The organism is Xanthomonas sp. WHRI 6108 (assembly GCF_040202385.2).
Taxonomy (GTDB): Bacteria; Pseudomonadota; Gammaproteobacteria; order Xanthomonadales; family Xanthomonadaceae; genus Xanthomonas; species Xanthomonas arboricola.
In genome coordinates this window covers 3,913,274-3,937,350 of record NZ_CP168198.1, presented here as the reverse complement: position 1 = coordinate 3,937,350, position 24,077 = coordinate 3,913,274, and the positions used below count along the sequence as shown (strand labels likewise).

Below are 24,077 nucleotides of genomic sequence, written 5' to 3'. Positions count from 1 at the left end.
ATTTGCATTTCATCTTGAAGAGGACGTCATCGTGATTCAGACCCATCGTTCCCGAACCCTCGCCATTGCCTGCAGCGCCGTGCTGTCGCTTGCCGGCGGCATCGCCAACGCGGCCACGCCGGACGCCGGCATACGCAGCGCGCAACAGCTGCAGGCCATGCGCGATGCGCCGGTCGACGCCATCATCGTCACCTATCGCAGCGGCACAGTGAGCGCGCGCACCGTCGGCGCCGCGTCCACGGCCACCATCACTGCGGCGGCATCACGCGCGGCAGTGCGCCTGGCGTCGGCCACGCGCAGCGGCGCGCAGGCGGCGCCGACGCATGTGCGTACCCTGGCGGTGGGCGGAGAGTTGATCCGGTTGCCCACGCAACTCAGCCGCAGCGACGCCGACCGCCTGGTGCGCGAGCTGCAAGCCGATCCGGCGGTGGAACATGCACAGATCGATGCACGCGCCTATCCGTTGCAGAGCAGCGGCGGCAGCTTGCCCAACGATCCACTGCTGGCGAGCAATCAATGGCATCTCACCGATCCGGTCGGCGGCATCGATGCGCCGGCGGCGTGGAAGACCGCGCAGGGCGAGGGCGTGGTGGTGGCGGTGATCGACACCGGCATCCTGCCGGCGCACCCGGATCTGGCCGGCAATCTGCTGCAGGGCTACGACTTCATCACCGATGCCGGCCGGTCGCGACGTCCGACCGATGCGCGCGTGGCGGGTGCGCTGGACCGCGGCGACTGGGAAGCCGAAGACGGCGAGTGCGGCATTTTTTCCGCGGCGCATGACAGCTCCTGGCATGGCACCCACGTGGCCGGCACGATCGCCGAGACCACCGGCAACGGCATTGGCGGTGCCGGTGTGGCCTACAAGGCCAAGGTGCTGCCGGTCCGCGTGCTCGGTCACTGCGGCGGTTCGTTCTCGGATATCAGCGATGCCATCGTGTGGGCGTCCGGCGGGCATGTGGAGGGCGTGCCGGACAATCGCGACCCGGCGGAAATCATCAACATGAGCCTGGGCGGCTTTGGCCCCTGCGATTCGGTCACGCAGGCGGCGATCGACGGTGCGGTGTCGCGCGGCACCACCGTGGTGGTGGCGGCCGGCAACGACGGCTCGGATGTGTCCAGTGCGGTGCCGGCCAACTGCGCCAATGTGGTGTCGGTGGCGGCCACCCGCCTGACCGGCGGCCTGGCGTACTACAGCAATTTCGGCAGCTTGATCGATCTGGCCGCACCCGGTGTGGCGCACGCGATCTGGCAACCGACACCTTGTACGACGGCCCGATCGGCAGCTGGATCTGGCAGACCGGCTACACCGGCAAGACCACGCCCACGTCCGGCCAATTCGACTACATCGGGCCCGGCTTTGCCGGAACCTCGATGGCCTCGCCGCACGTGGCGGGGACTGCCGCACTGGTGCAGAGCGCGCTGATCGCCGATGGCAGGCCGCCGCTGACACCTGCGGCGCTGGAACGCCTGCTCAAGCGCAGTGCACGCGCGTTTCCGGTGCAGTTGCCGTTGAGCACGCCGGCCGGCAGCGGCATCGTGGATGCCGGCGCGGCGATCGATCGTGCACTGCGTCGCTGCGACAGCGGCGATCTGGGCTGCCAGCTGGATGCCCAGACGCTGCGCAACAGCGTGCCCGAGCGCGGCTTGTCCAATGTGGCCGGCGATGCCGGTGTATTCGCCTTCGAGGCGAACGCGGGTGCGGTGCTGAGCTTCATCAGCTTCGGCGGCAGCGGGCAGGCGGCGCTGTATGTCGCCTTGGGCCGCGCGCCGAGCGCGACCGACAACGACGGCATGTCCAGCCGCAGCGGAACCAGCCAGACGGTGCGCTTCACCGCACCGCGTGCCGGGACCTATTTCATCCGTCTCGACGGCAGCGGCTTCGATGGAGTGAGCTTGTTGGCGCGCCAGTGATCCGACACATGGCGGCGCGAGGGGGCGCTGACGTCGGTTTCCTGACGCAGTGATGCGGGTAAAACCGCTCTCGTCGTTGACCGTGATGGGCTGAGTCGTCGGCGCGGGGAGCGCTGGTCCGATTCGTGACCTGTTCGGCGCGCGGTTTTGCGCAACCAAGCCTGCTGGCGTCCTGCCAGCGGGCTTTTTTGTCTGCTGCGGACATGCGCATTCAGCTTGGAAATGTCTCTCAAGACATGACCTAGATCGCTGTTTTCCAAAGAATTATCAAAAAACGAATAAAAGCAAGCAGAAGTGTGATGGAACGCACGCTCAGCTTCGCTTTCTGTCAAAAACTTGACGCCTGATTTGACCGCTGTTAACACTTCGCTCAGTTCTATGGTTGGGTAGCGTTCACTTTTTGACTACTCAGGGTGCAGCTTCCCGCGCACCGCCATTTGGCCCATGGCGCCAATCACCACGGGGAACCGCAGCGGCTGGAACGCCTCGCGATGGTGGGTGTTCGTCAAAAAACCAGTCCCAACATTCAGGAGCAGTGCGTCGATGAATCGGATTTATCGCAAGGTCTGGAACAAATCGTTAGGCGTGTGGGCCGTGGCATCGGAATTGGCCAGCGGCGACAGCCCGGGCGCAGTGAGCACCGCCGCATTCATCGACCGCCGCCAGAGCCGTTGCCTGGTTGCCGCGATCGCCCTGGCGCTGGGTAGCGCCGGCATCGCACTCCCCCTTTCTGCAATGGCGCAATCGGTCGAGATCGGCCGCGGCGCGTCGGCACCTGCCGCCAATGCCACCGCCGTCGGCGCCGGCAGCCGCGCCAGCGCGACCGGTGCGCTCGCCAGCGGTGCCGACAGCAGCGCCAGCGGCGTGAACAGCAGCGCGATCGGCCGCCAGACCAATGCGATCGGCGAGAACGCGGTGGCCATCGGCTACAACAGCTTCGTACGCCAGAGCGGCGAAAACGGCGTCGCGCTGGGTGCAAACGCCGGCGTGACCGGTGCCAACTCGGTGGCGCTGGGCGCAGGCTCGCGCACCCACGAAGACGATGTGGTGTCGGTCGGCAGCGGCAATGGGCGCGGCGGCCCGGCCACGCGCCGCATCACCAATGTCGGCGCCGGCGTCAACGCCACCGACGCGGTGAACGTGGCGCAGTTGCGCGACGTGGCCGACGTGGCCGAAGACACGGCCACGTTCTTCAAGGCGACCCCGGGCGAAGACAGCGTCGGCGCCTATGTCGAAGGCGATAGCGCGTTGGCTGCCGGTGATGCGGCCAATGCTGTAGGCACGGCGACCACTGCGCTGGGAACCGGTGCCAATGCGGTGGCCGACAATGCCACTGCGGTCGGCGCCAATGCGCTCGCATCCGGGCAGAACAGCGCGGCATTCGGCCATAACGCGCAGGCCAACGGCCCTGGCAGCGTGGCCGTGGGCGGCGCTGCCGTGGACGAAGACGGCGAGCCGTTGGTCACCAACGGCGGCGTGCCGGTCACCACCGGCGCCACCAGTGCCGGCGTCGGCGGAACCGCAGTCGGCGCCAGCGCCAATGCCGATGGCTTCGCCGCCTCGTCGTTCGGCGTCGGTGCGTATGCGGCCGGGACGCAGTCTTCCGCGTTCGGTGCGGTAGCCAATGCGGCGGGCGATTACGCCACTGCGGTGGGCACGCAGACCAGCGCCAGCGGCACCAGCAGCACCGCTGTCGGTGGTCCGGTCGATTACATCCCGGGTCTGGGCTTCTTCGTACAGACCCAGGCCAGCGGCGAAGCCTCCACCGCGCTCGGCGCCGGTGCGATCGCATCGGGCAGCTACACCACGGCAGTGGGCACGCTCAGCGAAGCCTCCGGCACCGAAGCCACCGCGGTGGGTTACTTCGCCTATGCACCTGGCGAAGGTGCCACGGCAGTTGGCCCGGAATCCTGGGCCAGCGGCGAGCTGAGCACCGCGCTGGGTTACTACAGCACCGCACGCGGCGCCAACTCGGTGGCCTTGGGCGCCAATTCAGTGGCCACGCGCGCCAACACCGTGTCGGTGGGTGCGGCTGGCGACGAGCGTCAGATCACCAACGTCGCCGCCGGTACCGAAGGCAGCGATGCGGTCAATCTCGATCAGCTCACCGCCGTGTCCGACGTCGCCGCCACCACCGCACGCACGTTCGTGGCCACCGGCGATGGCACCGCGATTGCCGAAGGCGTGGACAGCGTTGCGGCCGGTTCCAATGCATCGGCTTACGAGGATTACAGCACTGCGCTGGGTTCGAGCAGCCTGGCGTCAGCGGTCAACACCACTGCGGTCGGCAGTGGTGCGGTGGCCAATGTCAACAATGCCACCGCGCTCGGCTTCAACAGTATCGCCAGCGACCGCTATGCCACCGCCGTGGGTGCCGACAGCACGGCATCGGGCTTCTATGGCACTGCAGTCGGCGGCACCAGCGTGGCCAATGGTCGTGGCGGTACCGCGATCGGTTTCGAAAGCATCGCCAATGGCCTCGAATCCACCGCGCTCGGCTTTGCCAGCGTGGCCTGGGGCGACACCAGCACCGCAGTGGGTGCGGAAAGCACCGCCTACGGTGCGGGCAGCGTCGCGGTGGGCATCACCTCGGCCGCCAGCGGCAGCGTTTCGGTCGCTATCGGCGACAACGCCTATGCCGGCGGTGGGCGTGCAATCGCCATCGGTTCGCAGTCAGTCGGCTATGGCGATCGCAGCATTGCGCTGGGCACCGAGGCAGTCGTCGAAGGCGCAGACAGCATTGCGATCGGCGACGGCGCGCGGATTGCGGTCGACAACAGCGTTGCGCTCGGCGTCGGCGCAGTGGCCGATCGCGCCAGCACGGTGTCGGTGGGCACGGTTGGCGGCGAGCGTCAGATCACCAATGTCGCTGCCGGTACCGAAGGCACCGATGCGGTCAATCTGGATCAGCTCACGGCAGTGTCCGATGGCGCCGCCAACACCGCGCGCACGTTCGTCGCCACCGGTGACGGCACCGCAATTGCCGAAGGCGCCGACAGCGTTGCGGCAGGTTCCGATGCGTCGGCGCTCGCCGATAACAGCACGGCGCTGGGTGCCAGCAGTATCGCCAGCGGGCGCGGCGCAACCGCACTCGGTTATGAAAGCCTTGCCAACGGTGCTGCATCCACTGCGGTGGGTGTGGCCAGCGTGGCGTGGGGCCAGGGCAGCACGGCACTGGGTACCGACAGCGTGGCCTACGCCGACAACAGCGTGGCGCTGGGTGCCGGCGCGGTTGCCGATCGCGACAATACGGTGGCGGTCGGCAGCGTCGGTGGCGAGCGCCAGATCACCAATGTCGCCGCCGGTACCGAGGGTACCGATGCGGTGAACCTGGACCAGCTCAACGCAGTCGGCGAAACCGCCGAAACCACTGCGCGTCTGTTTGCCGGCACCGGTACCGGCACAGCCGATGCGCAGGGCGAGGACGCCACCGCAGCCGGCTCCAACGCCACTGCGGACGGCGATTACAGCAGCGCGTTCGGTTCCAGCAGCCAGGCCACTGCGATCGGCGCCGTCGCCATCGGCAGCGGTGCCAGCGCCACCGCGCAGTACGCCAATGCAGCCGGCTACAACGCCGCTGCCAGTGGCTACGGCAGCATTGCCAACGGCGCCTTCAGTCAGGCCAGCGGCGATTACGCCGTGGCCGTGGGTGGCGAGAGCGAAGCCGCCGGCGCGCAGAGCACCGCGCTGGGTGCGGCGGCAGGTGCGTATGGCGATGGTTCCCTGGCCGCCGGCACGCTGAGCGTGGCCGATGGCAGCGAAACCACCGCGGTGGGCTATTTCGCCAGCGCCAGTGGCGAGTCGGCCACTGCGGTCGGCGCAGAAAGCGTGGCCGATGGCACCAGCGCGGCGGCGTTCGGCTTCGGTGCCGAGGCCACCTCCAACTACTCCACCGCCTTAGGCGGCTATTCCAGTGCGACCGGTTTCAACAGCACCGCGCTGGGCAATTTCAGCACCGCCAGCGGCTCCAATACCGTGGCCGTGGGTGGCGATGCCACCGCAACCGGCGACTACAGCGTTGCGGCCGGCCAGGGCAGCGTGGCCAGCGGCTACAACAGCGTGTCGGTCGGTGGCGCCCTGCTCGGCCTGTTGCCGACCGAAGCCTCCGGGGACTACTCCACCGCGCTCGGCGGCGCGGCATGGGCACCGGGCCTCAACAGCACCGCGCTCGGCAATTTTGCCGAATCCACCGGCGAAGGCAGCGTGGCGCTGGGTGCCGATTCGGTGGCCGATCGCGATTTTGCGGTGTCGGTGGGCAGCGCCGGCAACGAGCGTCAGATCACCAACGTGGCCGCCGGTACGCAGGGCACCGACGCGGTGAATCTGGATCAGCTCAACGCCGTTGCCGAAACCGCACAATCCACCAGCAAGTACTTCCAGGCCAGCGGCAGCGATGACAGCGATGCCGGCGCCTACGTCGAGGGCGACAACGCGTTGGCCGCAGGCGAGGGCGCCAATGCCACCGGTACCGGCGCCACGGCGTTGGGTGCCGGTGCGCAGGCGGTGGTCGATAACGCAACGGCGGTTGGCGTGAGTGCGCTGGCCAGCGGAACCGGCGCAGCGGCGGTGGGCAACAACGCCCAGGCCACCGGCGAAAACAGCAGCGCCGTCGGCAGCAATGCCCTGGCCAGCGATGTCGGCGCCAGCGCAAACGGTGCCGGCGCGCAGGCAATTTCGACCTATGCGACCGCGCTCGGCAGCGAAGCGGTGGCATCGGACAACCAGGCCACCGCGGCCGGTTTCCGCAGCACCGCCTCCAATGTCGGCAGCGCCGCCTTCGGTGGTTACAGCGAATCCAGCGGCAGGCTGTCGTCGGCGCTGGGCTATGGTGCGGTGGCGTCCAGCGACTACAGCACCGCCGTGGGTGCCGCCGCACTGGCCTCCGGCGCAAGTGCAGTGGCCGTGGGCGAATTCAGCGAAGCCACCGGCGAAGAAAGCGTGGCCGTCGGCGGCAGCACGTTCTTCGGCTTCATCCCGGCGCGTGCCTCCGGCACCGGCGCTGCTGCATTCGGTGCGGGCGCGTGGGCCACGGCCGACTACACCACCGCCATCGGCTGGAATTCGTATGCCGACGGCGTCAATGCCACCGCGCTCGGTCAGAGCGCGGCGGCCCTTGCCGACAATACGCTGGCCCTGGGTGGCGGCAGCCGCGCCGATGCGGTCGGCGCCAGCGTGGTCGGTGTGGATGCATCGGCAACCGGCATCAACAGCACCGGTGTCGGTCGTCAGGTCAACGTGATCGGCGAGAACGCGGTGTCGGTGGGCTACAACTCATTCGTGCGCCAGAGCGCGGTCAATGGTGTGGCCCTCGGTGCCAACGCCGGTGCGACCGGTGCCGATTCGGTGGCGCTGGGCTCGGGCTCGCGCACCTACGAAGCCGACACGGTGTCGATCGGCAGCGGCAATGGCCGCGGCGGTCCGGCCACGCGTCGCATCGTCAATGTCAGCGACGGCCAGGCGGCGACCGATGCGGTCAACAAGGGCCAGCTGGATGCCCTGGCGGCCGATGTGCAGACCACCAACGGCATGGTGCAAACCACCGGTGAAGGGGTGGCCAGCGCAACCGGTGATCGCGCCACTGCGGCGGGCGCCGGCGCAACCGCCAGCGGCGCACGCAGCGTGGCGATCGCCTCCGGCAGCCGCGCCTCGGCCACCGGCGCCAGCGCCATGGGTGTGGACAGCAGCGCCAGCGGCGTGAACAGCACCGCGATGGGCCGGCAGACCAATTCCATCGGCGAAAACGGTGTGGCGTTGGGCTACAACTCCTTCGTGCGCCAGAGCGGTGCCAATGCGGTGGCGCTGGGTGCCAATGCCGGTGCCAGTGGTGCCGACTCGGTGGCGTTGGGCTCGGGCTCGCGTACCTACGATGCCAACGTGGTCTCGGTGGGTAGCGGCGATGGCCGCGGCGGCCCGGCCACGCGCCGCATCGTCAACGTCGGCAACGGTGCGATTGCCGGTGCCAGTACCGATGCGATCAACGGCGGCCAGCTGTTCCAGTCGTTGAGTAATGCCGCCAGCTTCCTCGGCGGTGGTGCGGCGATCGGTGCGCAGGGCGTGTTCGTCGCGCCGACCTACGTGATCCAGGGTGCCAGCTACAACAATGTCGGTGCGGCATTGACCGCGTTGGACAGCAAGGTCACCGAGCTGGATGCACGCGGTGGTACCGCAACGGCCAGCACCGCGGCACGCACGCTGTCGCTGCGCACTGCAGGGGTGCCTGCGGTGGCTGCGAGCGCAGTGAGCCCGTCGGGCAACGCCGTTGCCGATACCGGCGCAGGCGTGCAGGGCACGCCGACCGCCGCAGTGGTCGGCAGTATCACCCCGGCTGCAACGTCCACCGCCGTGGGCACGGCCGCAGTGGCCAATCACGTGACCGGCACGGCGATCGGCGGCAGCGCGTATGCGCATGGCCCCAACGACACCGCGATCGGCAGCAACGCACGCGTCAATGCCGATGGCAGCACCGCGGTCGGCGCCAATACGCAGATTGCCGCGGTGGCGACCAATGCGGTGGCGATGGGCGAAGGCGCGCAGGTCAGTGCGGCCTCCGGCACGGCGATCGGACAGGGCGCACGTGCGAGTGCGCAAGGTGCGGTCGCGCTGGGTCAGGGGTCGGTTGCCGATCGTGCCAACACAGTGTCGGTGGGCAGCGTCGGCGGTGAGCGTCAGGTGGCCAATGTGGCCGCCGGCACGCGAGCCACCGATGCGGTCAACAAGGGCCAGCTGGACAACGGCGTTGCCGCGGCCAACAGCTATACCGACAGCCGCTACAACGCGATGGCCGACAGCTTCGAGACCTACCAGGGCGATATCGAAGACCGCCTGCGCCGGCAAAACCGTCGCCTGGATCGTCAGGGCGCGATGAGCTCGGCGATGTTGAACATGGCCGCCAGCGTCGGTGGCATCGCCACGCAGAACCGCGTCGGTGCCGGCGTCGGTTTCCAGAACGGCGAATCGGCGTTGTCGGTGGGCTACCAGCGTGCGATCAGCCCGCGCGCCACCCTGACGGTGGGCGGCGCACTCAGCGGTGACGACAGTTCGATCGGTGTGGGTGCCGGCTTCGGCTGGTAACACGCTGCCGCATGACACGCGGCGGCGCCGATGTGCGCCGCCGCGCCAGAGCAAGGCCTGAGGGGGCGGGCAAGGACCGTGGCTGGGCCGGCCAACGGATTCGATGGAGTGATGGCCTTACCAGGAGTGGCTGATCGAACGCAGCGCGCTGCACCGCAGTTGCGCCGCAGTTCGGAAGCCGCTCCCAGCTGATCGACGAAAAACACGAAGAGGACTTCACCGTGATCGACAAGAATTTCCGTCTCTCCCCGCTGACCGGCGCCATCCTGATGATGGCGCTCGGTGCATCGGGCACGCTCGCTGCTGCCCCGAAACTGCTGGTCAAGGAACCGACCCAGGCAGCATCGGCCGGCGCTGCGTTCAGTAGCCGCCTGATCGTGCGCTACAAGGACAACACTGCTGCCGCGACCGATCGCGCCAGCAAGCTGAGCGCGGTGCAGGCTGCGGTCGGCCGTGTCGGTGCGAGCACCGGCGCACGCAGCAGCGCAGCCGCCGCCAAGGCGACGTATGTGCGCAAGCTCGGCATCGGCTCGGACCTGATCAAGCTGTCCAGCACGCTGACCACCGCCCAGGTGGACAAGGTGGTGGTCGAGCTCAAGAACGACCCGTCCGTGGCCGACGTGCAGATCGATCGCATGCTGCGCCCGGTCGACATCAAGAAGAGCGTCGCCGCCACCGACGTGACCCCGCAACTGGTCCCCAATGACCCGCTGTACGCGCAGTACCAGTGGCATCTGAGCAACCCCAACGGCGGCATCAATGCGCCGGCCGCTTGGGATCTGTCGCAGGGCGCGGGCGTGGTGGTGGCAGTGCTGGATACCGGCATCCTGCCGGGCCATCCCGACTTTGCCGGCAACCTGCTGCAGGGTTACGACTTCATCACCGATGCCGAAGTCTCGCGTCGTCCCACCGATGCCCGCGTGCCGGGCGCGCTGGATTACGGCGACTGGGAAGAGGCCGACAACGTCTGCTATGACGGCTCGGTGGCACAGGAAAGCTCCTGGCACGGCACCCACGTCTCGGGCACCGTGGCCGAGGCGACCAATAACGGCGTGGGCATGGCTGGCGTGGCGCCGAAGGCGACCATCCTGCCGGTGCGCGTGCTCGGCCGTTGCGGCGGCTACACCTCCGACATCGCCGATGCGATCGTCTGGGCGTCCGGCGGCACGGTCGCTGGCGTGCCGGCCAACACCAACCCGGCCGAGGTGATCAACATGAGCCTGGGTGGCGGCGAGCCCTGCGATTCGGCCACCCAGCTGGCGATCAACGGCGCGGTCGCGCGCGGCACCACCGTGGTGGTGGCGGCCGGCAACAGCGGCGAGGATGCGGCCAACCATTCGCCGGCCAGCTGCAACAACACCATCACCGTGGGTGCCACACGCATCACCGGCGGCATCACCTACTACTCCAACTACGGCAGCAAGGTCGACCTGTCCGGCCCGGGCGGCGGTGGCAGCGTGGACGGCAATCCGGGCGGTTACATCTGGCAGGCCGGCTACACCGGTGCGACCACGCCGACCTCGGGCACCTATACCTATATGGGCTTGGGTGGCACCTCGATGGCATCGCCGCACGTGGCCGGTGTCGTCGCCCTGGTGCAGAGCGCGGCGATCGGTCTGGGCGATGGCCCGCTGACCCCGGCCGCGGTGGAAGCCCTGCTCAAGCAGACCAGCCGTCGCTTCCCGGTGACCCCGCCGGCCAGCACCCCGATCGGCAGCGGCATCGTCGATGCCAAGGCCGCGCTGGAAGCGGTGTTGGTGGAGCCCTGCGATCCGGCCACCGAGAGCTGCGCGCCGACCGCCATCGCGCTGACCAACAAGGCCCCGCTGACCGGCCTGAGCGGTGCTTACGCCAGTTCCACGCTGTACAGCTTCGAAGCCAAGGCCGGTGCCGTGCTCAGCTTCATGACCTATGGCGGCACCGGCGATGTGTCGGTGTACGTCAGCCATGAAGCCGAGCCCAGCGCCACCAGTTACGACGCCAAGTCGACCCGCCCGGGCAACAGCGAAACCGTGCGTTTCACTGCCCCCAAGGCCGGCACCTACTACATCAAGTTGGTGGGCGCTGCCGACTACGCGAAGCTGACGCTCGTCGCACGACAGTAAGCCGTCTCATAGTGTGACCGATGCCCCCGGCCAATCACCGGGGGCATCGTTTTTCAGGGCGATTCAGATGCGTACGGTTGATCGTCGCGGCAAACTGCTACAGTCGGCGCCGGACCAGTGGAGACGAGTGTGAACGCGGTTGCCGTCGATCCAATTGAGCATCGCAGTGCGGAGACACGCATCGTCGAAGCGCTGCTTGAACGCCGTCGTCTGAAAGACACCGATCTGCTGCGCGCGCGCCAGCTGCAGACCGAATCCGGTATGGGCCTGCTGGCCTTGCTGGGCCGTCTGGGCCTGGTGTCCGAACGCGATCATGCGGAGACCTGCGCCGATGTACTGGGTCTGCCGCTGGTGGATGCACGCCAGCTCGGCGATACCCCACCGGAAATGCTGCCGGAGGTGCAGGGGCTGTCGCTGCGCTTCCTCAAACAATTTCATCTATGCCCGGTCGGCGAACGCGATGGCCGGCTGGAGTTGTGGATCGCCGATCCCTATGACGATTACGCGATCGACGCGGTGCGGCTTGCGACCGGCTGCCCGCTGTTGCTGCAGGTCGGCCTGCGCTCGGAAATCGATGACCTGATCGAGCGCTGGTACGGCCAGGGCCGCAGCGCGATGGGAACCATCGTGGAAACCGCCGATGGCGATGCCAACAGCAGCGACGATATCGAAGCGCTGCGCGATCTGGCGTCCGAAGCGCCGGTGATTCGCCTGGTCAATCTGGTGATCCAGCACGCGGTGGAACTGCGGGCATCGGACATCCATATCGAACCGTTCGAGAGCCGGCTCAAGGTGCGTTACCGCGTGGACGGTGTGCTGGTGGAAGGCGAAAGCCCGCCGGCCAAGCTCACCGCCGCGGTGATCAGCCGCATCAAGATCATGGCCAAGCTCAACATCGCCGAACGCCGGCTGCCGCAGGACGGCCGCATCATGCTGCGCGTGCAGGGCAAGGAGCTGGATCTGCGTGTCAGCACCGTGCCCACCGCGCACGGCGAGAGCGTGGTGATGCGCCTGCTCGATCGCGAAACGGTGGTATTCGACTTCTACAAGCTCGGCTTCACCGAAGAGTTTCTGCCGCAGTTCCGCAAGGTGCTGGAGCAACCGCACGGCATCATGCTGGTGACCGGCCCGACCGGTTCGGGCAAGACCACCACGCTGTACACCGCGTTGAGCCAGCTCAACACCTCGGACGTGAAGATCATCACCGTCGAGGACCCGGTGGAATACCAGATCGAAGGCATCAACCAGATCCAGGCCAAACCGCAGATCGGGCTGGATTTTGCCAACGCGCTGCGCAGCATCGTGCGTCAGGATCCGGACATCATCATGATCGGCGAAATGCGCGATCTGGAAACCGCGCGCATCGCGATCCAGTCCGCGCTCACCGGCCATCTGGTGCTGTCCACGCTGCATACCAACAACGCGGCCGGCGGCATCACCCGTCTGCTCGACATGGGCGTGGAAGACTATCTGCTCACCTCCACCATCAACGGCATCCTGGCGCAGCGCCTGGTGCGCAAACTCGACCTGGCCAACGCCGAGCGTTATCTGGCATCGCCGGAAGAAATCGAACGCTTCAACCTGCGCCGGCTGCAACCGGACGGCGAGATCTACCTGTATCGTCCGCGTGCCTCGGCTGCCGCGCCGACCGGTTACCTGGGCCGCACCACCATCGTCGAATTCCTGGTGATGAACGACGAATTGCGGCGCGCGGTGATGCGCCGCGCCGGCATGGGCGAGATCGAACAACTGGCGCGCAAGGCCGGCATGCGCACCATGTACGAAGACGGCCTGTCCAAGGCCTTGCGCGGCGAAACCACCATCGAAGAAGTGCTGCGCGTGACGGAGGATGCGTGAGAGGCAACGGAGCCACAACGAGCATCGGATGCTCAGGATCGGAAGATAAGCAGGGCAAGGTCCCGGCAATGCGTCGCGCACGCGTGCGTGTGCGTGTGCGCCAGATGGCGCCAACGCAGCGCAGGCTCCTGCATTTCCCGATTCCCGAATCCCGATTCCCCACTCCCAGCCGTCCAGCCTGATGCCCCTGTACCGCTACAAAGCGCTCGACGCCCACGGCGAAATGCTCGATGGCCAGATGGAAGCGGCCAGCGACGCAGACGTTGCGCTGCGCCTGCAGGAGCAGGGCCACCTGCCGGTGGAAACGCGCCTGGCCACCGGCGAAAACGACTCGCCGTCGCTGCGCATGCTGTTGCGCAAGAAGCCGTTCGACAACGCCGCGCTGGTGCAGTTCACCCAGCAATTGTCCACGCTGATCGGTGCCGGCCAGCCGCTGGATCGCGCCTTGTCGATCCTGATGGATCTGCCCGAAGACGACAAAAGCCGGCGCGTGATCGGCGATGTGCGTGACACCGTGCGTGGCGGCGCGCCGCTGTCCTCGGCACTGGAACGCCAGCACGGGCTGTTTTCCAAGCTCTACATCAACATGGTGCGTGCGGGCGAAGCCGGCGGCAGCATGCAGGACACGCTGCAGCGCCTGGCCGATTACCTGGAGCGCAGCCGTGCGCTGCGCGGCAAGGTGATCAACGCACTGATCTATCCGGCGATCCTGCTGGCGGTGGTCGGCTGCGCGCTGCTGTTCCTGCTCGGCTATGTGGTGCCGCAGTTCGCGCAGATGTACGAAAGCCTGGATGTGGCCTTGCCGTGGTTCACCCAGGCGGTGTTGAGCGTGGGCCTGCTGGTGCGCGACTGGTGGGTGGTGCTGATCGTGGTGCCGGGCGTGCTGGGGCTGTGGCTGGATCGCAAGCGCCGCAATGCCGCGTTCCGTGCCGCGCTGGACGAGTGGTTGCTGCGGCAGAAAGTGGTCGGCAGCCTGATCGCGCGCCTGGAAACCGCACGGCTGACGCGGACGCTGGGCACCTTGCTGCGCAACGGCGTGCCGCTGCTGGCGGCGATCGGCATTGCGCGCAATGTGATGTCCAATCTGGCGCTGGTCGAAGATGTCGACGCCGCAGCCGACGACGTCAAGAACGGCCATGGCTTGGCGATGTCGCTGGCACGCGGCAAGCGCTTCCCGCGGCTGGCCCTGCAGATGATCCAGGTCGGCGAAGAATCGGGCGCCCTGGACACGATGCTGCTCAAGACCGCCGACACCTTCGAGCTGGAAACCGCGCAAGCCATCGACCGCGCGCTGGCCGCGCTGGTGCCGTTGATCACGCTGGTGCTGGCCTCGGTAGTGGGGCTTGTCATCATTTCGGTGCTGGTGCCGCTGTATGACCTGACCAATGCCATCGGATAACGTGGCGGCGGATTCACAACAACTTTCCGGTGACCGCGCGACACCCATGCGGGAACCATTGCAATGCCCGCTGTGTCATCTTCTGGCGGCAGCATCTTTCATCGACGTGCAAGGAAATCGTTCATGATCAAGCGCTCCATCACCCGTAGTCCGTCGCGTGCAGGCCAGGCCGGCATGAGCCTGCTGGAAATCATCATCGTCATCGTCCTGATCGGCGCGGTGCTGACCCTGGTCGGCAGCCGTGTGCTCGGTGGTGCCGATCGCGGCAAGGCCAACCTGGCCAAATCGCAGATCCAGACCCTGGCTGGCAAGATCGAGAATTTCCAGCTCGACACCGGCAAGTTGCCGAGCAAGCTCGACGACCTGGTGACCCAGCCCGGCGGCAGCAGCGGCTGGCTGGGCCCGTACGCCAAGCCGGCCGAACTCAACGACCCGTGGGGCCACACCATCGAATACCGCGCGCCCGGCGATGGCCAGCCGTTCGATCTGATCAGCCTGGGCAAGGACGGCCGTCCCGGTGGCAGCAGTTACGACGCGGACATCAAGTACCAATAAGCCGTTTGCCATGCGCGTTGCGTGTCAGCCGTTGCGTCATCCGCATGGAGTGGTCGGCCCTGGTCGTCCCCGCACGCGTGGCAGTTCGTTGCTGGAGATGTTGCTGGTCATCGCCCTGATCGCGATGGCCGGCGTATTGGCCGCCGCCGCGCTCAACGGCGGAATCGACGGCATGCGCCTGCGCACCGCAGGCAAGGCGATCGCCTCGCAGCTGCGCTATACGCGCACCCAGGCGATTGCCACCGGCACGCCGCAGCGGTTTCTGATCGATCCGCAGCAGCGCCGCTGGGAAGCACCCGGCGGCCACCACGGCGATCTGCCGTCGTCGCTGGAGGTGCGCTTCACCGGCGCGCGGCAGGTGCAGTCGCGACAGGATCAGGGCGCCATCCAGTTCTTCCCCGATGGCGCCTCCACCGGCGGGCGCATCGATCTGCGCGTCAAGGATGCGACCTGGCGCGTGGACGTGGGCTGGATCACCGGCGAAGTGCGTTCCGGGCAGTTGCGGACGCCGTTGCCATGAAGCGCCAGCGCGGTTACACGCTGATCGAGGTGATCGTCGCCTTTGCGTTGCTGGCGTTGGCGTTGAGCCTGTTGCTGGGATCGCTATCTGGTGCCGCGCGTCAGGTGCGCGCGGCCGACGAGAGCACGCGCGCCACCCTGCATGCGCAATCGTTGCTGGCGGCGCAGGGCATGGACAAACCGCTGGTGCCCGAGCAGCAGCAAGGCACCTTCGAAGACGGGCATTTCCGTTGGTCGATGGATGTGCGCCCGTACGACGAGCCGCGACGCAATCCGCAGGCGCCGATATCCCCCGGTGCGCACACGTTGCTGCAGCTGACCCTGGTGGTGCGCTGGGGCGAGCAGCCCAACCAGGTCCTGCAGTGGCGCACCTTGCGGCTGGTGGCTGCGGCGCAACCGGGCAGCGCGCCATGAGTCGCTCGCGCAGTGCCGGTTTCACCTTGATCGAAGTGTTGCTGGCGACGATGTTGCTGGTCGGCGGGCTGGCATTGGCGTTTGCCACCTTGCGCTCGGCCAGTGCGGTCAGCCAGCGCGGCGAGGCGATCGCCCAGCGCAGCGAACGCGTGCGTGCGGTGGAAGAATTCCTGCGCCGGCGGCTGGCGGCGGCACTGCCGATCGCAATGGGCATCGACCCGCAGAGCCAGCAGCCGATGCTGTTCATCGGCGAGCCGCAGCGTCTGCGTTTTGCCGCCGATGTACCGGATTACCTGGGCCGCGGCGGGCCGTACCTGCACGATCTGTCGGTGGCCGGCGATGGTGAACAGCGCACGCTGCGGATCGCATTGACCATGCTGCAATCGGGCAAGTCGATCGAAGAGGGCACCACGCTGCCGCCGGAAACACTCGCCGAAGACGTGCAGCAGGTGAGCTTTCGGTATCGCGGCATGGATCCGCAGAGCGGCCGCCTGAGCGCATGGTTGCCGCAGTGGGAATGGCACGACCGTCTGCCATTGCTGGTGCGCATCGAGATCCGTAGCGGCGGTGCCGCCTGGCCGCCGCTGGTGGTGGCCTTGCCGCAATCCAGCAACCCGGGAGCGGGGCAATGAGCGCAATGCGCGGTGCCGCGCTGGTGTTGGTGCTGTGGCTGATTGCGCTGCTCACCGCGATGATCGGCGCATTTGCGCTGACCGCGCGGGTGGAAGCGCTGCAGGGCAGCATGCTGCGCAATGGCGCGCAGGCGCAGGAATACGCGCGCTCCGGGCTGGAATACGCACTGTCCCGCCTGCAAAGCACCGACACCCAGGCACGCTGGCTTGCAGACGGCCGGCGCTATCGTTGGCAGATGGACGATGCCACGGTGGAGATCCGCATTACCGACGAAAGCGGCAAGGTGGACTTGAACATGGCCGAGCCCGCGCTGCTGGCCGGCCTGGTACGCGCGGTCGGTGGCGAACAGGGCCGCGATACGCGCATTGCCGGTGCGATCGTCGACTGGCGCGATGGCGATTCGCTGAGCCAGCCCGCCGGCGGCGCGGAAGATCGCGATTATGCCGATGCCGGATTGCCGTACGGCGCCAAGGATGGCCCGTTCGAAACGCTGGGCGAGTTGCGCCTGGTGCTGGGAATGGATGGCGAGCTGTATCGCAAGCTGTTGCCCAACCTCACCCTGTACAGCGGACGCTCGCGCCCCGAAGCGCGCTTTGCGCCGGGCCCGGTGCTGACCGCGATGGGCCTGGATGCGCGGCAACTGCTGGCCCAGCGTGACGCGCCGCCGGGTTTGCCGGGCAGCGAGGCGACGGTCGGTGGGTCGGACACTTATAGTATCGAGAGCCGGGCGCGACTGAGTCAGGGACGCGAGGCTGTGTTGCGGGCGGTGGTCTCCACAAGTGCGTCCGCATTACCTGGGTCTGCATATACCGTGTTGCGTTGGGAAGAGGGAGCAGCAGTGCAATGACCGCATGGCGGGACACCTTGGGTCGTATCGGCGTACGCGCCATGCCGGGAGCCGGAGGCTTCTGGCGTTGGTGGCAACAATCGCTGCTGGCCTGGCTGCCGCAGCGCTGGCAATGGCAGTTGGGCCTGTCGCCGTCGCGGCTGTTGTTGCAGCCCGATGGGCAGGCATTGCAGTTGCTGCGTCAGCGCGATCACAGCAGCGAGACCATCGCCAGCCTGCCGTGGCCTGTGCAGCCGCAGGAAGTCCATGCCTTGCTGCCGACCGCGCTGGAAGGCCTGCCGCGGCATTGGCTGCTGCCGGCCGCGCATGCCTTGCGTCGTCCGTTGCGCCTGCCTGCTGCGGCAGCGGCGCGCCTGCAGGATGTGGCGCGCTTCGAGATCGATCGGCAAACCCCGTTCACTGCCGACCAGGTGTACTTCGATGCGCGCGTGCTGGACGTGCGCGAAGACGGTCAGCTCGATGCCGAACTGGTGGTGGTGCCGCGGCGCCTGATCGATGGCCCGGACGGCGTACCCGACGCATGGGCCAGCGCCTTGTCCGGCATCGATGTCGCCGATGCGCAGGGCCTGCCACTGGGCGTGAACCTGCTGCCGCCGGCACGACGGCTGCGGCGCAGCGACCCGATGCAGCGCTGGAATCTGTTGCTGGCCGCCGCCGCACTGGTGCTGCTGGCCGTGGCCGGCTGGCTGCTGCTGGACAACCGCCGCCAGGCCGCCGACGACTTGCGTGCCAAGGTGCAGGCCAACGCCGCACGTGCGCGCCAGGTCGCCGCCGAACGCCAGCAATTGCTGGATCTGGTCGAAGGGGCCAACTTCTTTCAGCAGCAACGTGCTACCCGCCCCACCTCGGTGGAAATCTGGGACGAGCTGAGCCGGCGTCTGCCGGGCGGCACCTACCTGGAAAAATTCTCGGTCGAAGGTGGGCAATTGCAGTTGATCGGGTTGAGCAACGAAGCCTCCTCGCTGGTGCGGCGCCTGGAAGGCTCGCCACTGTGGCGCACGCCCTCGCTGACCGGCGTGCTGCAGAGCGATGCCGGTCGCAACGTCGACCGCTTCACCATCACCGCCGAACTGGCCGGCCCCGATGCCAAGGAGGCGGCCGATGCCACGCAGCGTTAAGCGCGATCGCTGGATCGCTTTGGGCCTGCTGTTGCTGGTGATCGGCGTGGCCTATCTGGTGCTGGTGCACCCCTGGTTCACCCAGCCGATGATCGCGGTGCAGGACGACCTGCAAGCGCTGCGCGAGCGCGAGCTGCGCGTGCGCGTGCAACTGCAGCAGGCGCCGGAAGTCAGCAAACGGCTACGCCAGGCGCGCCAGACCCTGGAAAGCCGCCCGGGCTTCCTGCCGGAAACCTCGGCCGAACTGGCATCGGCCGGCCTGGTGCAGCGGCTGGAACGCGCGGTGGTGGAAGCCAGCCCCGGCAACCGCAGCTGCGCGATCAGCAACCGCTCGCCGCTACAGCCGGAAAGCAAGGACCGCTTCACCCGCGTCGCGGTGCAGGTGCGCCTGCGCTGCGGCACGCCGGAGCTGGCCTCGGTGCTGTACAGCCTGGAAAACGGCACCCCGCGCCTGTTCGTGGACAACCTCAACGTGATGGCGCAGCGCTACCAACTCTCGCCCAACGAAAGCGGCAACGGCCTGGACATCGCCTTCGAACTGGCCGGCTACCTGCGCCCCGGCGCCAGCGCCGCGCCGTTGAACACCGACGCCGCGCCCGCCGCCCCCGACGCCGCGGAGGCCAGCAATGCGCCTTGACATGATCGGTCTGCGCACCTGGCTGCTGGCCACCGTGGTCGGCTGGGCGCTGCTGGTGTGCGTGCTGGCCGTGGCCGGGCTGGGTAAGCGCGTGGAGCTGCTGCCGGACGACCCGGCCCTGGTTCAGCGCCTGCCCACCCTGCCGGCACCGGCGCCGGAACGGCTGGGCGCGTTCGAAAAATATTCGGAGATCGCCGCGCATCCGGCCTTCGCCGAAGACCGCCTGCCGCATCCGTTCTTCCTGTCCGGCAACGACGGCAGCAGTGCCGCCTCGACGGTGCGCCTGACCGGCGTGCTGCTGACGGACAACTTCAAGATGGCCACGCTGACGCTGGACCCACAGGATTCGGTGCGGGTGCAGTTGGGCGGCGAAGCGGTCAAGGGCTGGCGCCTGCTCGCCCTGCAGCCGCGCAGCGCAACCATCGAAGGCCCCGGCGGCACCCAGACACTGGAGCTGCACGTGTTCAACGGCCTGGGCGGGCAACCGCCCACCGCCAATGCGGGCGCGCGTGGCGCTGCCGGCGCCGTCCCGCCATTACCGTCGCCCGATGCCGCCGCGGTCGCACCGACGCAGCCGCCGCAGACCCAGCCCACCACGCCGCCACAGCAGCCCGGTGGGCAGACACCGCCGACGGTGCCGCCGCAGCGCAGCGATGGCGCCCAGGAAGCCCCACGCCCCTCCGATGATCAGATGCGCGCCATCCGCGAACGTATCGAAGCCCGACGCCGCCAGCTGCAACAGCAGCGCCAGAGCGGCTCTACCCCCGGTCAGACCCAATGAGTGAACGCATGACGCAGCGCCTGTTTCCCGTGTCCCTGCTGATCGGCCTGCTGGCCGGTTGCGCCACCACTCCGCCGCCGGACGTGCGCCGCGACGCGCGCCTGGACCCGCAAGTTGGCGCCGCCGGCGCCACCCAGACCGGTGCCGAGCAACGCGCCGAGGGCAATGCCAGCGCCAAGCCCACCCCGGTGATCCGGCGTGGCAGCGGCACCATGATCAATCAGAGCGCGGCGAGCGCGCCGGCACCGACGCTGGGCATGGCCAGCAGCGGCAGCGCCACCTTCAATTTCGAAGGCGAGTCGGTGCAGGCGGTGGTCAAGGCGATCCTGGGCGACATGCTCGGGCAGAACTACGTCATCGCCCCCGGCGTGCAGGGCACCGTGACCCTGGCCACGCCCAATCCGGTCTCGCCGGCGCAGGCCTTGAACCTGCTGGAAATGGTGCTGGGCTGGAACAACGCGCGCATGGTGTTCAGCGGCGGCCGCTACAACATCGTGCCGGCCGACCAGGCGCTGGCCGGCACCGTCGCGCCCAGCACCGCATCGCCGTCTGCCGCGCGCGGTTTCGAAGTGCGCGTGGTGCCGTTGAAGTTCATCTCCGCCAGCGAAATGAAGAAGGTGCTCGAGCCCTATGCGCGCCCGAACGCCATCGTCGGCACCGATCCCTCGCGCAACGTGATCACCCTGGGGGGCACCCGCGCCGAGCTGGAAAACTACCTGCGCACCGTGCAGATCTTCGATGTGGATTGGCTGTCGGGCATGTCGGTGGGTGTGTTCCCGATCCAGTCCGGCAAGGCCGAAAAGGTCTCGGCCGATCTGGAGAAGGTGTTCGGCGAACAGAGCAAGACGCCCAGTGCCGGCATGTTCCGTTTCATGCCGCTGGAAAACGCCAACGCGGTGCTGGTGATCACCCCGCAGCCGCGCTACCTGGACCAGATCCAGCAATGGCTGGACCGCATCGACAGCGCCGGCGGCGGCGTGCGGCTGTTTTCGTACGAGTTGAAGTACATCAAGGCCAAGGACTTGGCCGACCGCCTGTCGGAAGTGTTCGGTGGGCGCGGCAACAACAGCGACTCCAACGCCTCGCTGGCCCCGGGCTCGGAAACCAGCGTGCTCGGCGGCGCGCTGGGCAACCGCGACAGCAGCATGGGCGGCAGCTCGGGCACCACCGGCGGCAGCATCGGCGAAAGCAGCGATGGCAGCTCCTCCGGCAGCAGCTTCGGCGGCAGCAGTGGCAGTGGAAGCAGCAGCGGTGGACTGGGCAACGGCAGCCTGCAACTGTCGCCGCGCAGCAACGGCAATGGCGCGGTGACGCTGGAAGTGGAAGGCGACAAGGTCGGCGTGTCGGCGGTGGCCGAAACCAACACCTTGCTGGTGCGCTCAACGCCGCAGTCGTGGAATTCGATCCGCGACGTCATCGAAAAGCTCGATGTGATGCCGATGCAGGTGCATATCGAGGCGCAGGTGGCTGAGGTGAATTTGACCGGTGACCTCAGCTACGGCGTCAATTGGTATTTCGAGAATGCGGTGAATGCGGCGACAGCGACTGGAGGCGCAGGTCTGCCACCGGCAGTTGGCCGTAATATCTGGGGTGACATAGCAGGGACGGTTACCAACAATGGTCTTGGCTGGACATTTCTTGGAAAGAATGCCGCTGCGGTCATCAGTGCGCTTGATCGTGTTACCAACGTGCGCCTGCTACAGACGCCGTCGGTTTTCGTCCGAAACAATGCCGAAGCCACGCTCAACGTCGGCTCCCGTATCCCCATCAATTCCACATCGATCAACACCGGGCTGGGCAGCGATAGCAGCTTCTCTTCGGTGCAATACATCGATACCGGTGTGATCCTGAAGGTGCGTCCGCGTGTCACCAAGGACGGTATGGTGTTCCTGGACATCGTGCAGGAAATTAGCACTCCCGGCTCGCGTCCGGCAGCGTGTACCGCTGCCACCACTACGACCGTCAATAGCGCAGCCTGCAATGTCGACATAAATACGCGTCGAGTCAAAACGGAAGCTGCAGTGCAAAGTGGCGACACCATGATGCTTGCCGGTTTGATTGATGACAGCACGACCGACACAAGCGACGGCGTGCCGTTCCTGAGCAGACTTCCGGTCGTCGGTGGGTTGTTCGGGAGCAAGGGCAAAAACAACACTCGCCGCGAAGTCATCGTGCTGATCACTCCGTCGATCGTGCGCAACCCGCAGGAAGCGCGCAATCTCACCGACGAATACGGCCAGAAGTTCAAGGCCATGGAGCCGCTGAAACCCAGCCAGAAGCCGCAATGAGTGCGGCACTGCCCGTCGTGCTGGTGCCGGTCGGCACCGACGACGAGGCCCTGGATGCCTGTCTGGGCGCAATGGATGCCGCCACGCCCGCCGGCACGCGGGTGTGGTTGGCCGACGACGCGCAGGCCGGCCCGCGCGGCCGCGCGGTGATCGCGCACTGGTTGGCGCGCACGCGGCTGCAGGCGCATCACACCCGTCGTCAGCGCATGCTCGGCGAGGTGGCCCATCTGGACGAAATGCTCAGCGGCTGCGGCGATGCCGATGTGGTGGTGCTGGGTGTGGATGCCTGCCCGCTGCCGGGGTGGTTGAATCAGCTCGACGCCTGCTTTGCGCGTGATGCGGCGATCGCCACCGCCACCCCGTGGAGCAATGTGGGCGAAGCCTGCAGCTGGCCACGCCTGGGCGAACTCAATCCGATGCCTGCCGCGCCGGAGCGGCTCGCCGCTGCGTGCGCGGCGATGCCGCCATTGCATCCGGAACTGCCGTCGGCAATCGGCCACGCGGTGCTGCTGCGCGGCAGCGCGCGGCGCAAGGCCGGCGGCCTGGACGCCAGCAGCTATGGCTCCTGGTATGCGGCACTGGTGGACCTGAGCCTGCGCATGGCTGGCCTGGGATGGCGCAACGTGCTGTGCGACACCGCCTTTGTCGCCTCGCCGCACGAAGGCCGCCCTGCCGATGGCGACATGGATGCACTGGCCACACGCTGGCCGGCCTGGCACGCACGCCTGGCCAACTTCCTGATGCACGACCCGCTGCGTGCGCAACGCGATCAACTCGCGCAACTGCTCGCCGACCTGCCGCCACCTGACCCACAGCGCACGCTGTTCGACGCATAGCGGTGTCGCGGCCGAGCCTGCCCGCTGCGTTGGGCGGGAGCGGCGATGGAATGACCAAGAGCCACTGACGCGAACAACAATGCAGTTGTTAGGCGGGCACAGATGCTGCGGCCTGCATCATCTTTTTGAGCATGTACCCATAGCCACCTCAGTCGTTTCTGCGACATGTGGTCAACCGCAGAGAGGTCGCAACGACACACTGCATATGCACCGAAAAAGCAGTGCGGGATGCGCACCATCGATTCCCGATTCCCGATTCCCGATTCCCGATTCCCGATTCCCGAATCCCGGCGCTAAAGCGCCGACCGCATCGGTGCCTCGGTCCGCACCACTACATCCAGCGCATCGTGGCGCCAGGATTCGATATCCAGCTCCACCGCGCGGCCGTCTTCGGCGAAGCTGATCCGCTGCAGCCGGAAGCAGGGTGTGCCGGTGGTGGACTGCAGCAACAGGGCTTGCGCGGCGTCCAGCCCGGCCGGATGCATCGACAATTGCGCGCGGCTCAGGAACAGCCCGAGTTTCTGGTTGAACACGCTCGACAGCGAGCCGGCCAGGTCGTGCTCCAGCAGGCCCGGCGCCCAGGCGGCCAGCACCACGTTGGTTTCCAGCAGCACCGCGCGGCGGTCGATCCAGCGCCGGCGTTGCAGCACGAAGACTTCGTCGTATGGCGTCTCCAGCCGTAGTGCGGCCGCGTAGGCGGCCCCCGCTGCCTGCCGGGTGGCACTCAACAGCTCGGTGCGCGGTTTGCGCCCTTGCGCCGCCACGTACTGCATGAAACCGGCGATGCTGGTGGGGTCGTAGCGCACGCGCGGTGCGCTGACGAACCAGCCCCGCCGGTTCTCGCGGTAGATGCGGCCCTGCGCTTCCAGTTGCTGCAAGGCCTCACGCAAGGTGATGCGGGTGCAACCGAAGCGTTCGGCAAGCTCGCGCTCCACCGGCAGGCGCTGATCCGGGCCCCATTCGCCGGCGGCGATCTGCGCGGAGACGATTTCGGTGATGGCGTGTTGGCGCGACGCGCTCATGCGGCGATCCGCCGACGGTGGCTGCGGCGCAGGTGCAAGGCAGGCGGATAAGAGAGGTGCATGCGGCGATGGTAAAGAAGA

General features: G+C 67.5%; 15 protein-coding genes and 1 pseudogene. 15 read left to right on the top strand and 1 reads right to left on the bottom strand.

The genetic code is table 11. From position 1 onward, the window contains the following. Positions 1 to 31 precede the first annotated feature (31 nt). The 15 genes and pseudogenes from ABQ039_RS16440 to ABQ039_RS16370 all read left to right on the top strand — a co-directional run bounded on the left by ABQ039_RS16440 (position 32) and on the right by ABQ039_RS16370 (position 22,974). A pseudogene (locus ABQ039_RS16440) lies at positions 32 to 1,914 on the top strand (S8 family peptidase). Positions 1,915 to 2,457: 543 nt separating this feature from the next. Beyond that, positions 2,458 to 8,985, top strand: a complete 6,528-nt coding sequence (locus ABQ039_RS16435; protein ID WP_349778339.1) for an ESPR-type extended signal peptide-containing protein — start codon at positions 2,458 to 2,460, stop codon at positions 8,983 to 8,985. A gap of 221 nt (positions 8,986 to 9,206) precedes the next feature. Then, positions 9,207 to 11,090, top strand: coding sequence for a diffusible signal factor-reguated S8 family serine peptidase (locus tag ABQ039_RS16430; protein WP_016901936.1), 1,884 nt, complete (start codon positions 9,207 to 9,209; stop codon positions 11,088 to 11,090). A 129-nt stretch (positions 11,091 to 11,219) separates the two neighbouring features. Continuing rightward, complete coding sequence (gene gspE, locus ABQ039_RS16425) at positions 11,220 to 12,947, top strand: type II secretion system ATPase GspE (RefSeq protein WP_029218997.1); 1,728 nt, start codon at positions 11,220 to 11,222, stop codon at positions 12,945 to 12,947. A gap of 181 nt (positions 12,948 to 13,128) precedes the next feature. Further along, complete coding sequence (locus ABQ039_RS16420; protein WP_047129329.1) at positions 13,129 to 14,346, top strand: type II secretion system F family protein; 1,218 nt, start codon at positions 13,129 to 13,131, stop codon at positions 14,344 to 14,346. A gap of 123 nt (positions 14,347 to 14,469) precedes the next feature. After that, positions 14,470 to 14,901, top strand: coding sequence for a type II secretion system major pseudopilin GspG (gene gspG / locus ABQ039_RS16415; protein ID WP_024939118.1), 432 nt, complete (start codon positions 14,470 to 14,472; stop codon positions 14,899 to 14,901). Positions 14,902 to 14,911: 10 nt separating this feature from the next. Beyond that, complete coding sequence (locus ABQ039_RS16410; protein ID WP_349778338.1) at positions 14,912 to 15,421, top strand: GspH/FimT family pseudopilin; 510 nt, start codon at positions 14,912 to 14,914, stop codon at positions 15,419 to 15,421. Then, the gene (locus tag ABQ039_RS16405) at positions 15,418 to 15,834 is read left to right on the top strand and encodes a prepilin-type N-terminal cleavage/methylation domain-containing protein (RefSeq protein WP_024939116.1); all 417 of its coding nucleotides are present in this window, start codon (positions 15,418 to 15,420) and stop codon (positions 15,832 to 15,834) included. The genes ABQ039_RS16410 and ABQ039_RS16405 overlap by 4 nt, the downstream gene beginning before the upstream one ends. Continuing rightward, positions 15,831 to 16,466: a type II secretion system protein J gene (locus tag ABQ039_RS16400; protein WP_016901925.1), complete on the top strand. Its 636-nt coding sequence runs from the start codon at positions 15,831 to 15,833 to the stop codon at positions 16,464 to 16,466. The genes ABQ039_RS16405 and ABQ039_RS16400 overlap by 4 nt, the downstream gene beginning before the upstream one ends. Next, positions 16,463 to 17,314, top strand: coding sequence for a type II secretion system minor pseudopilin GspK (locus ABQ039_RS16395; RefSeq protein ID WP_349778337.1), 852 nt, complete (start codon positions 16,463 to 16,465; stop codon positions 17,312 to 17,314). Before ABQ039_RS16400 ends, ABQ039_RS16395 begins: the two co-directional genes overlap by 4 nt. Further along, positions 17,311 to 18,432 carry a PilN domain-containing protein gene (locus tag ABQ039_RS16390; protein ID WP_039518936.1) on the top strand — a complete coding sequence of 374 codons (1,122 nt, stop codon included), beginning with the start codon at positions 17,311 to 17,313 and terminating at the stop codon, positions 18,430 to 18,432. Before ABQ039_RS16395 ends, ABQ039_RS16390 begins: the two co-directional genes overlap by 4 nt. Continuing rightward, on the top strand, positions 18,416 to 19,069 hold the full coding sequence (gene gspM, locus ABQ039_RS16385; protein ID WP_016901906.1) for a type II secretion system protein GspM: 654 nt from the start codon (positions 18,416 to 18,418) through the stop codon (positions 19,067 to 19,069). Before ABQ039_RS16390 ends, gspM begins: the two co-directional genes overlap by 17 nt. Next, positions 19,059 to 19,850, top strand: coding sequence for a type II secretion system protein XpsN (xpsN, locus tag ABQ039_RS16380; RefSeq protein ID WP_065032854.1), 792 nt, complete (start codon positions 19,059 to 19,061; stop codon positions 19,848 to 19,850). Before gspM ends, xpsN begins: the two co-directional genes overlap by 11 nt. Next, positions 19,847 to 22,138 (top strand): type II secretion system secretin GspD, encoded by a 2,292-nt coding sequence (gspD, locus tag ABQ039_RS16375; protein WP_102251267.1) that lies wholly within the window; start codon positions 19,847 to 19,849, stop codon positions 22,136 to 22,138. Before xpsN ends, gspD begins: the two co-directional genes overlap by 4 nt. After that, positions 22,135 to 22,974 carry a glycosyltransferase gene (locus ABQ039_RS16370; protein WP_179465203.1) on the top strand — a complete coding sequence of 280 codons (840 nt, stop codon included), beginning with the start codon at positions 22,135 to 22,137 and terminating at the stop codon, positions 22,972 to 22,974. Before gspD ends, ABQ039_RS16370 begins: the two co-directional genes overlap by 4 nt. 293 nt (positions 22,975 to 23,267) lie before the next feature. On the opposite strand, the gene ABQ039_RS16365 is transcribed toward ABQ039_RS16370, so the two are convergent. Continuing rightward, on the bottom strand, positions 23,268 to 23,996 hold the full coding sequence (locus ABQ039_RS16365; protein ID WP_349778336.1) for a UTRA domain-containing protein: 729 nt from the start codon (positions 23,994 to 23,996) through the stop codon (positions 23,268 to 23,270). Positions 23,997 to 24,077: the final 81 nt, after the last annotated feature.

Coding starts and splice junctions, on each gene's coding strand:
- ABQ039_RS16435 (WP_349778339.1), top strand. CDS start 2,458: ATGAATCGGATTTATCGCAAGGTCTGGAACAAATCGTTAGGCGTGTGG.
- ABQ039_RS16390 (WP_039518936.1), top strand. CDS start 17,311: ATGACCGCATGGCGGGACACCTTGGGTCGTATCGGCGTACGCGCCATG.
- gspD (WP_102251267.1), top strand. CDS start 19,847: ATGAGTGAACGCATGACGCAGCGCCTGTTTCCCGTGTCCCTGCTGATC.
- ABQ039_RS16400 (WP_016901925.1), top strand. CDS start 15,831: ATGAGTCGCTCGCGCAGTGCCGGTTTCACCTTGATCGAAGTGTTGCTG.
- ABQ039_RS16370 (WP_179465203.1), top strand. CDS start 22,135: ATGAGTGCGGCACTGCCCGTCGTGCTGGTGCCGGTCGGCACCGACGAC.
- ABQ039_RS16405 (WP_024939116.1), top strand. CDS start 15,418: ATGAAGCGCCAGCGCGGTTACACGCTGATCGAGGTGATCGTCGCCTTT.
- gspG (WP_024939118.1), top strand. CDS start 14,470: ATGATCAAGCGCTCCATCACCCGTAGTCCGTCGCGTGCAGGCCAGGCC.
- ABQ039_RS16365 (WP_349778336.1), bottom strand. CDS start 23,996: ATGAGCGCGTCGCGCCAACACGCCATCACCGAAATCGTCTCCGCGCAG.
- gspM (WP_016901906.1), top strand. CDS start 18,416: ATGCCACGCAGCGTTAAGCGCGATCGCTGGATCGCTTTGGGCCTGCTG.
- ABQ039_RS16410 (WP_349778338.1), top strand. CDS start 14,912: ATGCGCGTTGCGTGTCAGCCGTTGCGTCATCCGCATGGAGTGGTCGGC.
- ABQ039_RS16395 (WP_349778337.1), top strand. CDS start 16,463: ATGAGCGCAATGCGCGGTGCCGCGCTGGTGTTGGTGCTGTGGCTGATT.
- xpsN (WP_065032854.1), top strand. CDS start 19,059: ATGCGCCTTGACATGATCGGTCTGCGCACCTGGCTGCTGGCCACCGTG.
- ABQ039_RS16420 (WP_047129329.1), top strand. CDS start 13,129: ATGCCCCTGTACCGCTACAAAGCGCTCGACGCCCACGGCGAAATGCTC.